Source organism: Maritimibacter sp. (genome assembly GCF_016774595.1).
GTDB lineage: Bacteria > Pseudomonadota > Alphaproteobacteria > Rhodobacterales > Rhodobacteraceae > Maritimibacter > Maritimibacter alkaliphilus.
This window is the reverse complement of record NZ_JACBWT010000002.1, coordinates 180558-194612: the sequence shown is the minus strand read 5'-3', so window position 1 is coordinate 194612 and position 14055 is coordinate 180558. Positions and strand designations below refer to the sequence as shown.

General features: G+C 62.0%; 6 protein-coding genes and 1 pseudogene. 1 reads left to right on the top strand and 6 read right to left on the bottom strand.

Features of this window, described 5'->3' with window-relative positions; all coding sequences use genetic code 11:
- Positions 1–67 precede the first annotated feature (67 nt).
- From tuf to rpsL, 4 genes and pseudogenes are all read right to left on the bottom strand, one after another.
- Positions 68–1243: pseudogene (gene tuf / locus HOY44_RS12015) on the bottom strand (elongation factor Tu).
- Positions 1244–1324: 81 nt separating this feature from the next.
- On the bottom strand, positions 1325–3448 hold the full coding sequence (gene fusA / locus HOY44_RS12010; RefSeq protein WP_008331615.1) for an elongation factor G: 2124 nt from the start codon (positions 3446–3448) through the stop codon (positions 1325–1327).
- A 26-nt stretch (positions 3449–3474) separates the two neighbouring features.
- On the bottom strand, positions 3475–3945 hold the full coding sequence (gene rpsG, locus HOY44_RS12005; protein ID WP_008331616.1) for a 30S ribosomal protein S7: 471 nt from the start codon (positions 3943–3945) through the stop codon (positions 3475–3477).
- A gap of 12 nt (positions 3946–3957) precedes the next feature.
- Positions 3958–4329: a 30S ribosomal protein S12 gene (gene rpsL, locus HOY44_RS12000; protein ID WP_008331617.1), complete on the bottom strand. Its 372-nt coding sequence runs from the start codon at positions 4327–4329 to the stop codon at positions 3958–3960.
- 397 nt (positions 4330–4726) lie between these two features.
- Here rpsL and HOY44_RS11995 point away from each other — a divergent pair, with 397 nt between their 5' ends.
- Positions 4727–5362 (top strand): hypothetical protein, encoded by a 636-nt coding sequence (locus HOY44_RS11995; protein ID WP_008331618.1) that lies wholly within the window; start codon positions 4727–4729, stop codon positions 5360–5362.
- A gap of 91 nt (positions 5363–5453) precedes the next feature.
- Here HOY44_RS11995 and rpoC read toward each other — a convergent pair whose 3' ends face one another.
- Both rpoC and rpoB read right to left on the bottom strand, forming a co-directional pair.
- Positions 5454–9701 carry a DNA-directed RNA polymerase subunit beta' gene (rpoC, locus tag HOY44_RS11990; RefSeq protein WP_287434879.1) on the bottom strand — a complete coding sequence of 1416 codons (4248 nt, stop codon included), beginning with the start codon at positions 9699–9701 and terminating at the stop codon, positions 5454–5456.
- 53 nt (positions 9702–9754) lie between these two features.
- Positions 9755–13897: a DNA-directed RNA polymerase subunit beta gene (rpoB, locus tag HOY44_RS11985; protein WP_287434878.1), complete on the bottom strand. Its 4143-nt coding sequence runs from the start codon at positions 13895–13897 to the stop codon at positions 9755–9757.
- Between the last annotated feature and the right edge of the window lie 158 nt (positions 13898–14055).

The following is a 14055-nucleotide window of genomic DNA, read 5'->3' as shown; positions in this document are numbered from 1 at the left end:
TGTCTTGTCCTTTTCAGTTGAGAGGAGGACCTCCGGCTCATCCGGAAGCCCTCGTCGAACCCGTTAATTACTCGAGGATTTTCGAGACGACGCCGGAACCCACGGTGCGGCCGCCTTCGCGGATGGCGAAGCGGAGGCCGTCTTCCATGGCGATCGGGGCGATCAGCCTGACGGTGAACTTCAGGTTGTCGCCCGGCATCACCATCTCGGTGCCCGAGGGAAGCTCGACCGTGCCGGTCACGTCCGTCGTGCGGAAGTAGAACTGCGGGCGGTAGTTGGCGAAGAACGGGTGTGACGGCCGCCTTCATCCTTCGTCAGGATGTAGACCTCGCACTCGAACTTCGTGTGCGGCTTCACCGAACCCGGCTTACACAGAACCTGACCACGCTCGACCGCGTCACGGTCGATGCCGCGCAGCAGGGCGCCGATGTTGTCGCCGGCTTCACCACGATCCAGCAGCTTGCGGAACATTTCCACGCCCGTGCAGGTCGTCTTCTTGGTGTCCTTGATGCCGACGATTTCCAGTTCGTCGCCCACGTTGATCACGCCATCGCTCGACACGGCCGGTCACAACGGTGCCGCGGCCCGAGATCGAGAACACGTCTTCGATCGGCATGAGGAACGGCTGATCCACGGCGCGCTCCGGCGTCGGGATGAAGTCGTCGACGGCCGCCATCAGTTCCTTGATCTTCTCTTCGCCGATTTCCGGGTCACGGCCTTCGAGAGCGGCCAGAGCCGAACCCGCGATGATCGGAATGTCGTCGCCCGGGAATTCGTACTCGGAGAGCAGTTCGCGGACTTCCATTTCGACGAGCTCGAGCAGCTCTTCGTCGTCGACCTGGTCGACTTTGTTCAGGAACACGACCAGCGCCGGCACGCCGACCTGACGGGCGAGCAGGATGTGCTCACGGGTCTGCGGCATCGGGCCGTCGGCCGCGTTCACCACGAGGATGCCGCCGTCCATCTGGGCCGCGCCGGTGATCATGTTCTTCACGTAGTCGGCGTGGCCGGGGCAGTCGACGTGGGCGTAGTGACGCGCGTCCGTCTCGTATTCCACGTGCGCCGTCGAGATCGTGATCCCGCGCGCTTTCTCTTCCGGTGCGCCGTCGATCTGGTCGTAGGCTTTGAAGTCACCGAAGTATTTCGTGATCGCCGCCGTCAGCGTCGTCTTGCCGTGGTCAACGTGGCCGATGGTGCCCACGTTCACGTGCGGTTTGTTACGTGCAAACTTTTCCTTAGCCATGATGGCCTCCTTATCATTGGCGGTGCGCCCGAGGCGCACCCTACGGGGTGGTAGGGTGCGGGGGCTCCCCCGCACCGCTGCTTATGCGTACTTCGACTGGATCTCTTCCGAGATGTTCGCCGGAACCGGTTCGTAGTGGTCGAACTGCATCGTGAACTGCGCGCGGCCCGAGGACATCGAACGCAGGTTGTTGATGTAGCCGAACATGTTGGCCAGCGGCACGAAGGCGTTGATCGCAACGGCGTTGCCGCGCGGCTCCTGCCCCGACACCTGACCACGACGGGAGGTGAGGTCGCCGATGATGTTGCCGGTGTATTCTTCCGGCGTCACGACTTCGACCTTCATCATCGGTTCGAGCAGCTTCGCACCGGCCTTACGCAGACCTTCGCGCATGCACATCCGCGACGCGATTTCGAACGCGAGAACCGACGAGTCGACGTCGTGGAACTTACCGTCCAGCAGCGCGACCTTGAAGTCGATGACCGGGAAGCCGGCGAGCGGACCGGAGTCCATGACCGACTTGATGCCCTTTTCGACGCCCGGCACGTATTCCTTCGGAACCGCACCACCGACGATCTTCGACTCGAACGAGTAGCCTTCTCCCGGCTCGGTCGGCGAGATCACCAGTTTCACTTCAGCGAACTGACCCGAACCACCCGACTGTTTCTTGTGGGTGTAGGTGTGCTCGATCTCGTGACCGATGGTCTCACGGTAAGCCACCTGCGGCGCACCGATGTTGGCTTCGACCTTGAACTCGCGCTTCAGACGATCGACGAGAATGTCGAGGTGAAGTTCGCCCATGCCCTTCATAATGGTCTGACCGGACTCGAGGTCGGTTTCGACGCGGAAGGACGGGTCCTCGGCGGCAAGACGCTGAAGGCCCTGGGACATCTTCTCTTGGTCGGCCTTGGTTTTCGGCTCGACCGCGATCTCGATGACCGGATCGGGGAAGGTCATGGTTTCAAGCACGACCGGCGCGTTCGAGGCACAGAGCGTGTCGCCCGTGGTGGTCTCTTTCAGACCGGCCAGCGCGATGATGTCGCCCGCGAACGCTTCTTCGATCTCTTCCCGGTCGTTCGAGTGCATCATCATCATACGACCGATGCGCTCTTTCTTGCCCTTGGTCGAGTTGAGGATGTTGTCGCCCTTGTTGAGCTTGCCCGAGTAGATGCGGGTGAAGGTCAGCGAGCCGACGAACGGGTCGTTCATGATTTTGAACGCCAGCGCCGAGAACGGCATCTCGTCGTCCGCACGGCGGGCGATGTTGCGCTCTTCGGTTTCGTCGTCCGGCGCGAAGCCCATGTAGTCGACCACGTCGAGCGGGCTCGGCAGGAAGTCGACGACCGCGTTGAGCAGCGGCTGAACGCCTTTGTTCTTGAACGCCGAACCACCCAGAACCGGAACGAATTTCAGGTCGAGGCAGCCCTTGCGGATCAGCGAACGCAGGGTCGGAATGTCGGGCTCGTTGCCTTCGAGGTATTCCATCATCGCGTCGTCGTCCATTTCGACGGCGTTTTCGATGAGGTGCGAACGCCACTCGTCGGCCAGATCCTTGAGGTCGTCACGGATCGGCTGGCGCACCCAGGAGGCGCCTAGGTCTTCGCCCTGCCAGACCCACTCTTCCATGGTCACGAGGTCGACGATGCCTTCGAGCTTGTCTTCGGCACCGATCGGGAAGTTCACGGGGACCGGAGTCGCACCGGTACGGTCCTTGATCATCTCGACGCAGTTGAAGAAGTCGGCACCGATCTTGTCCATCTTGTTGACGAACACGAGACGCGGAACCTTGTAGCGGTCAGCCTGACGCCACACGGTTTCGGTCTGCGGCTCGACACCGGCGTTACCGTCGAGCAGCGCGACGGCGCCGTCGAGAACGGCGAGCGAACGCTCGACTTCGATGGTGAAGTCCACGTGGCCGGGGGTGTCGATGATGTTGAAGCGGAACTTCGTGTCATCGGTCCCTTCTTCGGTCGGGTCTTCCTGCCACTGCCAGAAGGTCGTGGTCGCAGCCGAGGTGATGGTGATCCCCCGCTCCTGCTCCTGCTCCATCCAGTCCATGGTGGCCGCACCGTCGTGCACCTCACCGATCTTATGCGACCGGCCGGTGTAGTACAGGATGCGCTCCGTGGTCGTGGTCTTGCCGGCATCGATGTGAGCCATGATGCCGAAGTTACGGTAGCGTTGGAGGGGATATACGCGTGCCATTGGAATGGGCCTCTATCGGTGTTCGGTTACCAGCGGTAATGGCTGAACGCACGGTTGGCGTCGGCCATCTTGTGGGTGTCTTCACGCTTCTTCACGGCGGTGCCGCGACCGTTGACTGCGTCGAGCAGCTCGCCGGCAAGGCGTTCTTCCATCGTGTTCTCGTTGCGGGCGCGGCAGGCGGTGATGAGCCAGCGGATCGCCAGAGCTTCACGACGCTCGGGGCGCACTTCGACGGGAACCTGATAGGTGGCACCACCAACGCGGCGCGAGCGGACCTCTACCGACGGCTTGATGTTGTCGAGCGCCTCGTGGAAGATTTCCACCGGAGCCCGCTTCACCTTGTCTTCGACGCGACCAAGCGCGTTGTAGACGATCTTCTCGGCGGCAGACTTCTTGCCGTCGACCATGAGGTTGTTCATGAACTTGGTCAGAACCTTATCGCCGTACTTGGCGTCAGGCAGAATTTCGCGCTTCTCAGCAGCGTGACGACGGGACATACCAGTCTCTCCTTACTTCGGACGCTTCGCGCCGTACTTCGAACGACGCTGCTTACGATCTTTGACGCCCTGGGTGTCGAGCACACCGCGAAGGATGTGGTAACGGACACCCGGAAGGTCTTTCACACGGCCGCCACGGATGAGCACGACGGAGTGCTCTTGCAGGTTGTGGCTTTCACCGGGGATGTAGCTGATGACTTCGTAGCCGTTGGTCAGACGGACCTTGGCGACTTTACGCATAGCGGAGTTCGGCTTCTTCGGCGTCGTCGTGTAGACGCGCGTGCAGACGCCACGCTTCTGCGGGCAGGATTCCAGGTGCTGGGACTTGGAGCGTTTGACTTTGGGCTGACGCGGCTTGCGGATCAGCTGTTGGATCGTGGGCATTGGGCTTCGTTCCCCGTGTTGCAACACTTATGTTCATGGGGCGCGCGCCCCGGTTTCAGTCGACTTGCGTCTTTCGCGTCCAAAAAACGCAATGAACCGCCCCCGCCCCAGTCAGCCGGGGCGACGCGGTGGATAATCAGAGGATCGGGGCAACAAGGCCCGGATCGTGGCCACTTCATATCTGTAGACGGGCGGTCGGATACACGTATCCCTTTGCCCGGGTGCGCGCCGTATATGGGGAGTCGGATAGCTTGTCAACGCTGATGCGCCAGAATCCGCAGCACCGGCGCACAAAGCCGGAAAACCTTGCTTAAAAGCGGTTTTGGGCGGATACTCGGCCCAATTTCGAAGGCCGAACAACGGTCTCGACCCTAACCGCATTCGAGGCGAGCAGACAATGAAACTTCTTCAGATTACCGCGGCTCTGGCCGCGTGCACCGCTGTTGGCGGATGCAGTATTTTCGGCGGCAGGGCCACGAACGGCCAGGGCGCCGAACTTCTCGACACATCGCCGGGGATCGACGTCTCCCGGCTGGACGACGCCACGGGCGAGGCCGATTTCCAGTCCGCGTTCCAGTATGTCCGGGGTCAGGAGGCGACCACGACCATGCCGAACTCGGGAAGCGCCGACTATCTGGGCGGCTTCGGTGCGGACGTGACCGGCGACATCGCGGGGTTCATGACCGGCGCGGTGAACATGACCGTCGAGAGCTTCAACACCGGGGTCGTCAGCGGCACGGTGGATGAAATCGCACTCTACAATGCCGATGGATCGCAGAACCGCACCTTCGCGGGTGAGGTGTTTCTGAACGGCACCGTGACGGGCACGGGTCTGGCCGCGAACGGCACCGACAACATTCGCGACAACTCGACCGGTCTCGAATCCGACGCGACGCTCCGGTTCAACGGCGATTTCCGCAACCTCAAGAGCGAGGGCCGCGCGAGCGCCATGACCGGCACGACGACAGGCAGCGGCACCGGGGGCTTCGACTTCGCGCTCGACAACGGGAAGTTCTACGCGATCGAGCAATAGGGTCCGGCACCCGCGCCGACGCACGTTACCTGCTTCCAAAAACAAGAAAGCCCCGCCGGATCGGCGGGGCTTTCCTTTTCATGTCAAAGCCTTAGGGCTGTTCGTCGCCGCCGGCTTCGGGCGTTTCGACCAGACCGGAATCGCCGAACGGATCGATCTCTTCCTCCGGGGCAGCCAGTGCCGCCGCCGCTTCGGCCTCGGCCCGCGCTTCTTCGATGACCTTGCGGTCACGCTCCTGCGCGATGTGACGGACCTTCATGGTCGCGCCGCCGGTGCCCGCCGGGATCAGGCGGCCCACGATGACGTTTTCCTTGAGGCCGACCAGCTTGTCGCGCTTGCCCTGCACCGATGCCTCGGTCAGAACACGCGTGGTTTCCTGGAACGAGGCCGCCGAGATGAAGCTGCGGGTTTGCAGCGACGCCTTGGTGATCCCGAGCAGGATGGGCTGGCCTTCCGCCGGACGCTTGCCGCGCTCGAGCGCCTTCTCGTTGGCCGCGTCGAACTCTGCCTTGTCGACATGCTCGCCCTTGAGGAGCGTCGTGTCACCGCTTTCCATGATCTCCCATTTCTGGAGCATCTGGCGCACGATGACCTCGATGTGCTTGTCGTTGATCTTCACGCCTTGCAGTCGATACACGTCCTGCACTTCGTCGATCATGTACTCGGCCAGCGCCTCGACACCCATAATGGCGAGAATGTCATGGGGGGCAGGGTTGCCGTCCATGATGTATTCGCCCTTCTGGATGAAGTCGCCCTCGGCCACCGGGATGTGTTTGCCCTTCGGCACCATGTATTCCACGGTCTCCAGGCTCTCGTCCGACGGCTCGATCGCGATGCGACGCTTGTTCTTGTAGTCGCGGCCAAAGCGCACGTAACCGTCGATCTCGGCGATGATCGCGTGATCTTTCGGACGACGCGCTTCGAAGAGTTCGGCCACACGCGGCAGACCACCGGTGATGTCCTTCGTCTTCGCGCCTTCACGCGGGATACGCGCGATAACGTCACCGGCCTGCACGTCCGACTGATCCTCGACCGACAGAATGGCGTCGACCGACATCGGGTAGGTGATCGGGTTGCCCTGATCGTTGCGCACCGGCTCGCCGTCCGGACCCGCGAGGATGAGTTCGGGCTTGAGGTCCGAACCACGCGGCGCCGAACGCCAGTCCGACACGATCTTCTGGGTCATGCCCGTCGCATCGTCGGTCTCGTCCCGGACAGAGATGCCCGACACGAGGTCGACGAATTTCACCTGACCCGCCGCTTCCGCGATGATCGGGAGGGTGTACGGGTCCCATTCGAACAGCTTGTCGCCGCGCTTGATCTTCTGCTTGTCCTCGACGAACAGCTTGGACCCGTAGCCCGGCTTGTAACTCGCACGCTCCACGCCGTTCTCATCCATGATCGCAACCTGCATGTTGCGGCCCATGATGATGAGCTCGCCCGACGCGTTGGTCAGGGTGTTTGCATTGCGGAACTCGATCACACCTTCCTGACCGGCTTCCTGGAACGACTGCTGACCACCTTGGGCGATACCGCCGATGTGGAAGGTCCGCATCGTCAGCTGCGTGCCCGGTTCACCGATCGACTGCGCGGCGATGATGCCGACCGCTTCACCCACGTTGACGCGGGTGCCGCGGGCGAGGTCACGACCATAGCAGTTGGCGCAGACGCCTTCGTCGGCTTCACAGGTCAGCGGCGAGCGAATGCGCATCGAGGCGACACCGGCCTCCTCGATGATGTCCGCCTTGCGCTCGTCGATCAGCTCGTTCTTCGCGACCAGCACTTCGCCGGTGGCCGGGTGCAGAACATCGTCGGCCGACACGCGGCCAAGGATGCGCTCGGCCAGCGTCGCGACCACTTCACCGTCGTTGACCGCAGCCGAAGCCGTGATCGCGTTTTCGGTGCCGCAGTCGATGTCACGCACGATGCAGTCCTGCGCCACGTCCACGAGACGACGGGTCAGGTAACCCGAGTTCGCGGTCTTGAGCGCGGTATCGGCCAGACCCTTACGGGCGCCGTGGGTCGAGTTGAAGTACTCGAGCACGGTAAGGCCTTCTTTAAAGTTCGAGATGATCGGCGTTTCGATGATCTCGCCCGACGGCTTGGCCATGAGGCCACGCATACCGCCCAGCTGCTTCATCTGTGCCGGGGAACCCCGCGCACCGGAGTGCGACATCATGTAGACCGAGTTCGGCTCCATCTCGGCGCCCTTGTCGTCGACGCGCACAGCCGAGATTTCGCCCATCATCGCGTCGGCCACCTGATCGGAACACTTCGACCAGGCATCGACCACCTTGTTGTATTTCTCGCCAAGGGTGATGAGGCCGTCCATGTACTGCTGTTCGAACTCTTTCACCTGCTCGCGGACACCGTCCACGATGGTCCACTTGGAGTCCGGGATGACCATGTCGTCCTTACCGAACGAGATGCCGGCCTTGAACGCTTCCTTGAAGCCCATGGACATGATCTGGTCGCAGAAGATGACCGACTCTTTCTGACCGCAGTAGCGGTAGACAGTGTCGATGACCTGCTGCACCTCTTTCTTCCGCAGAAGGCGGTTCACGAGGTCGAAGGGCGCCTTGGCGTTGAGCGGCAGGAGCGCCCCCAGAAGGATACGGCCCGGCGTCGTTTCGAACCGCTGGTAAACTTCCTGACCTTCTTCGTCGATCTGCTTGATGCGGGCCGAGACCTTGGCGTGCAGATGCACTTCACCAGCGTTCAGCGCGTGCTGCACTTCGTCCACATCGGCAAAGACCATGCCTTCGCCGACCATGCCTTTGCGCTCCATCGTGATGTAATAGAGGCCAAGGATCATATCCTGCGACGGAACGATGATCGGCGCGCCGTTGGCGGGCGACAGAACGTTGTTCGTCGACATCATGAGCACGCGCGCTTCAAGCTGGGCTTCCAGCGAGAGCGGCACGTGAACGGCCATCTGGTCACCGTCGAAGTCGGCGTTGAACGCCGAACAGACGAGCGGGTGAAGCTGAATGGCCTTGCCTTCGATCAGCGTGGGTTCGAACGCCTGAATACCAAGACGGTGCAGCGTGGGCGCGCGGTTCAGAAGAACCGGGTGCTCACGGATGACCTCGTCGAGGATATCCCAAACCTCGGGGCGCTCTTTTTCGACCAGTTTCTTGGCCTGCTTCACGGTCGAAGACAGACCTTTGGCCTCCAGCCGCGAATAGATGAACGGCTTGAACAGTTCGAGCGCCATCTTCTTGGGCAGACCGCACTGGTGCAGTTTCAGCTCCGGGCCGGTCACGATGACCGAACGACCGGAGAAGTCGACGCGTTTCCCCAGAAGGTTCTGACGGAAGCGGCCCTGCTTACCTTTCAGCATGTCCGACAGCGACTTCAGCGGGCGCTTGTTGGCCCCCGTGATGACGCGGCCACGGCGGCCGTTGTCAAACAGCGCGTCCACGGATTCCTGAAGCATCCGCTTTTCGTTGCGCACGATGATGTCCGGCGCGCGCAATTCGATCAGCCGCTTGAGGCGGTTGTTCCGGTTGATGACGCGGCGATACAGGTCATTGAGGTCCGAGGTCGCGAACCGGCCACCGTCCAGCGGCACCAGCGGGCGCAGTTCCGGCGGAATGACCGGGATCACGGTCAGGATCATCCACTCCGGGCGGTTGCCGGATTCGATGAAGCTTTCCACGACTTTCAGACGCTTGATGATCTTCTTGGGCTTCAGTTCGCCGGTCGCTTCGGCCAGATCGGCGCGCAGCGTTTCGGCTTCCTGCTCAAGGTCGATCATCGACAGCATTTCACGGATCGCTTCGGCGCCGATGTTCGCCTGGAAGGCGTCGGCACCATAGGTGTCCTGCGCGTCGTTGAACTCTTCTTCGGACATGAGCTGACCGTACTGAAGGTCCGTCAGGCCCGGCTCGATCACCACGTAGTTCTCGAAGTAGAGAATCCGCTCCAGATCGCGCAGCGTCATGTCGAGCATGAGGCCGATCCGGCTGGGCAGCGACTTCAGGAACCAGATGTGGGCGACGGGCGCGGCCAGTTCGATGTGGCCCATACGCTCGCGGCGCACCTTCTGGAGCGTCACTTCGACACCGCATTTCTCGCAGACGACGCCGCGATACTTCATGCGCTTGTATTTGCCGCAGAGGCATTCGTAGTCTTTGATCGGGCCAAAGATACGGGCGCAGAACAGGCCGTCGCGCTCGGGCTTGAAGGTCCGGTAGTTGATGGTCTCAGGCTTTTTGATTTCGCCATAGGACCACGACAGAATCCGTTCCGGCGACGCGAGCGACACCTTGATCTCGTCAAAGATCTTCTGCGACGCCAGCGGGTTGAACGGGTTGGTTGTCAGTTCCTGGTTCATTTGGATTTCCTCAAATCTGGGTTCGTTGGGGGGATGGGGTGAGGCTCAGGGCCTCACTCATCCGGCTCCCCTTCCGAATCCAGGAGTTCCATGTTGAGGCCGAGACCCCGGACTTCCTTCACGAGCACGTTGAACGACTCGGGCACGCCCGCTTCGAAGTTGTCCTCGCCCTTGACGATCGACTCGTAGACCTTGGTCCGGCCTGCCACGTCGTCCGACTTGACGGTGAGCATCTCCTGCAGCGTGTAGGCCGCGCCGTAGGCTTCGAGCGCCCAGACTTCCATCTCCCCGAAACGCTGACCGCCGAACTGCGCCTTACCACCAAGCGGCTGCTGGGTGACGAGCGAGTAGGGCCCGGTCGAACGGGCGTGGATCTTGTCGTCGACAAGGTGATGAAGCTTCAGCAGGTACTTGACGCCGACGGTGACCTTACGCGCGAATTGCTCGCCCGTGCGGCCGTCGAACAGCACCGACTGACCCGAGGTGTCGAACCCGGCCCGCGTGAGGGCGTCGTTCACTTCCGGCTCTTTCGCACCGTCGAAGACCGGCGTTGCGATCGGCACACCGCGGGTGACGTTCGAAGCCGCCTCGATCAGGCGCTCTTCGTCCATACCTTCGATGCCTTCCGCATAGACGTCTTCGCCATAGGCATGCTTCATCGCATCCCGAACCGGGGTCAGATCGCCCGAGCGTTTGTATTCGCCCAGAGCCTCGTCGATGTTCAGACCCAGACCGCGTGCGGCCCAACCCATGTGGGTTTCGAGGATCTGCCCGACGTTCATGCGCGACGGCACGCCCAGCGGATTGAGGCAGAAGTCGACAGGCGTGCCGTCTGCGAGGAACGGCATGTCTTCCATCGGGACGACCCGCGAAATGACACCCTTGTTCCCGTGACGACCGGCCATCTTGTCGCCCGGCTGAAGCTTGCGCTTCACGGCGATGAAGACTTTGACCATCTTCATCACGCCCGGGGGCAGATCGTCGCCACGACGCACCTTCTCGACCTTGTCCTCGAAGCGGTGCTCGAGCGCACGTTTCTGTGCCTCGTACTGCGCGTTCAGAGCTTCGACCATCTGGGCGTCGGCTTCATCCTCAAGGGCGAGCTGCCACCACTGGCCACGGCTGAGTTCACCCAGCAGCGCGTCGTCGATGACCGACCCCGATTTGACGCCTTTCGGCCCCTTCACGGCGGTCTTGCCTTCGATCATGTCACGCAGACGCGCATAGATGTTGCGGTCGAGGATGGCGAGCTCGTCGTCCCGGTCACGGGCCAGACGTTCGACTTCCTCACGCTCGATCTGAAGCGCACGTTCGTCTTTCTCGACGCCGTGACGGTTGAAGACGCGAACTTCCACGACCGTGCCGTAATCGCCCGGCTTGACCCGCAGCGACGTGTCACGCACGTCGGACGCTTTCTCACCGAAGATGGCGCGCAGAAGCTTTTCTTCCGGCGTCATCGGGCTTTCACCCTTCGGCGTGATCTTACCGACAAGAATGTCGCCCGGCTCAACGTCCGCACCGATGTAAACGATGCCCGCCTCGTCGAGGTTGCGCAGAGCTTCCTCGCCGACGTTCGGGATGTCGCGGGTGATCTCTTCCGGCCCAAGCTTGGTGTCACGAGCGGCGACTTCGAATTCCTCGATGTGGATCGAGGTGAACACGTCGTCCTGCGCGATCCGCTCGGAGATCAGGATCGAGTCTTCGTAGTTGTAGCCGTTCCAGGGCATGAAGGCGACGACGACGTTCTTGCCGAGCGCCAGTTCCCCCATATCCGTGGACGGACCGTCCGCGATGACTTCGCCCTTCTCGACGTCCTGACCCACCTTCACCAGCGGACGCTGGTTGATGGCGGTGTTCTGGTTCGACCGCTGGAACTTGCGCAGACGGTAGATGTCGACGCCCGGATCGCCCGGCTCCAGATCGGCGGTGGCGCGAACGACGATACGCGTGGCGTCCACCTGGTCGATCACGCCGGCGCGACGAGCCTGAATGGCAGCGCCGGAGTCGACGGCAACCTTGCCCTCGATCCCTGTGCCGACCAGCGGCGCCTCGGCCCGCAGAAGCGGAACCGCCTGACGCTGCATGTTCGAGCCCATGAGCGCGCGGTTGGCGTCGTCGTTTTCGAGGAACGGGATGAGCGAGGCAGCGACCGAGACCAGCTGCTTGGGCGACACGTCGATCAGGTCGACGCTGTCGACCGGCGCGAGGGTGTATTCGCCCGACTGGCGGGTGTTGACCATCTCGTTCACGAACTTGCCGCTCTCGTCGAGCGATGCGTTCGCCTGCGCCACGGTGTGACGCATTTCCTCGGTCGCGGACATGTAGTGGACTTCATCGGTCACCTGCCCGCCCTTGACGACGCGGTAGGGGGTTTCGATGAAGCCGTACTTGTTCACGCGGGCGAAGGTGGCCAGCGAGTTGATAAGGCCGATGTTCGGGCCTTCCGGCGTTTCAATCGGGCACATCCGGCCATAGTGGGTCGGGTGCACGTCGCGCACTTCGAAGCCTGCACGTTCGCGGGTCAGACCGCCCGGCCCGAGCGCGGAGAGACGACGCTTGTGCGTGACTTCCGACAGCGGGTTGGTCTGGTCCATGAACTGCGAGAGCTGCGAAGAGCCGAAGAACTCGCGCACGGCAGCGGCGGCCGGCTTCGCGTTGATGAGGTCTTGCGGCATCACCGTGTCGATCTCGACCGACGACATACGCTCCTTGATCGCGCGCTCCATGCGGAGCAGGCCGACGCGGTACTGGTTTTCCATCAGCTCGCCGACCGACCGCACACGGCGGTTGCCGAGGTGGTCGATGTCGTCGACTTCGCCGCGCCCGTCACGCAGTTCCACCAGCGCCTTGATACAGGCGATGATGTCTTCGCGGCGCAGGGTGCGCTGCGTGTCCTCGGCGTCGAGGTTCAGACGCATGTTCATCTTCACCCGGCCCACGGCGGACAGGTCGTAACGCTCGCTGTCGAAGAACAGCTGGTCGAACAGGGTCGACGCGGCTTCGACGGTGGGCGGCTCGCCCGGACGCATGACGCGGTAGATGTCCATGAGCGCGGTGTCGCGGTTCATGTTCTTGTCCGCGGCCACGGTGTTGCGGATGTAGGGGCCGACGTTGACGTTGTCGATGTCGAGCACCGGAATGTCGGTGATGCCCGCGTCGATCAGCTCTTTCGCCGAACCGCCGATCAGATCGCCGTCCTTGTCGTATTCCAGCGTCAGCTCGTCACCGGCCTCGACATAGATCGCGCCGGTTTCCTCGTTGATGATGTCTTTGGCGACATAGCGGCCGACGATGTTGTCGAACGGCACGAGGATGTTCTTCACCGTGCCTTCGTCGATCAGCTTCTTGACCGCGCGCGGCGTGACCTTCTTGCCGGCCTCGAACAGGATCTCGCCCGAATCCGCGTCGACGATGTCCATGTTCGGACGGGTGCCGCGAATACGCTCGGGGAAGAACTTGGTGACCCAGCCCTTGTTTTTCTCAAGGGTGTAGTCGACCGTGTTGTAATAGGCATCCATGATGCCTTCCTGATCCAGCCCGAGAGCATAGAGCAGGGTCGTCACCGGAAGTTTCCGGCGGCGGTCGATGCGCGCGAAGACGATGTCTTTGGCGTCGAATTCGAAGTCGAGCCACGAGCCGCGGTAGGGAATGATGCGGCAGGCGAAGAGCAGCTTGCCCGAGCTGTGGGTCTTGCCTTTGTCGTGGTCGAAGAAGACGCCCGGCGAACGGTGCATCTGGCTGACGATGACGCGCTCGGTCCCGTTCACGATGAACGTCCCGTTCGGGGTCATGAGCGGCATGTCACCCATGAACACGTCTTGTTCCTTGATGTCCTTCACCGACTTGGCGCCGGTATCCTCGTCCACATCGAACACGATGAGGCGCAGGGTGACCTTCAGCGGCGCCGAATAGGTCATGTCGCGCTGCTGGCACTCTTCCACGTCGTACTTGGGATGCTCGAGCTCGTAGCGGACGAACTCCAGCGTCGCCGTCTCGTTGAAATCCGAAATCGGGAAGACCGACTGGAACACGCCTTTGATGCCTTCGCCGTCAGCGGGCTCGGGCTGGTCGCCGGAGTTGAGGAAAAGATCGTAAGAGGCCTTCTGGACTTCGATCAGGTTCGGCATCTCCAGCACTTCGCGGATTTTGCCGTAGTATTTACGAAGACGTTTCTGGCCGAGGTAGGACTGCGCCATAAGGTGGACACCTTTGTTGCTTTCTCACTGACGTGCGGGGCCGCCGGGGCACCGGCCTGCACGCCGTTCGAAACGGGGGTTCGGATCCATACCTGGAAACCTTCCCACAGGTTTCCGCCCGATCCTTGAACCGCGCCTTGGGGAAGGTCACCGAAGCG

Excerpts from the sequence above, each read along its gene's own strand:
- fusA (WP_008331615.1), bottom strand. The coding sequence starts at position 3,448 with ATGGCACGCGTATATCCCCTCCAACGCTACCGTAACTTCGGCATCATG.
- rpsG (WP_008331616.1), bottom strand. The coding sequence starts at position 3,945 with ATGTCCCGTCGTCACGCTGCTGAGAAGCGCGAAATTCTGCCTGACGCC.
- rpsL (WP_008331617.1), bottom strand. The coding sequence starts at position 4,329 with ATGCCCACGATCCAACAGCTGATCCGCAAGCCGCGTCAGCCCAAAGTC.
- HOY44_RS11995 (WP_008331618.1), top strand. The coding sequence starts at position 4,727 with ATGAAACTTCTTCAGATTACCGCGGCTCTGGCCGCGTGCACCGCTGTT.
- rpoC (WP_287434879.1), bottom strand. The coding sequence starts at position 9,701 with ATGAACCAGGAACTGACAACCAACCCGTTCAACCCGCTGGCGTCGCAG.
- rpoB (WP_287434878.1), bottom strand. The coding sequence starts at position 13,897 with ATGGCGCAGTCCTACCTCGGCCAGAAACGTCTTCGTAAATACTACGGC.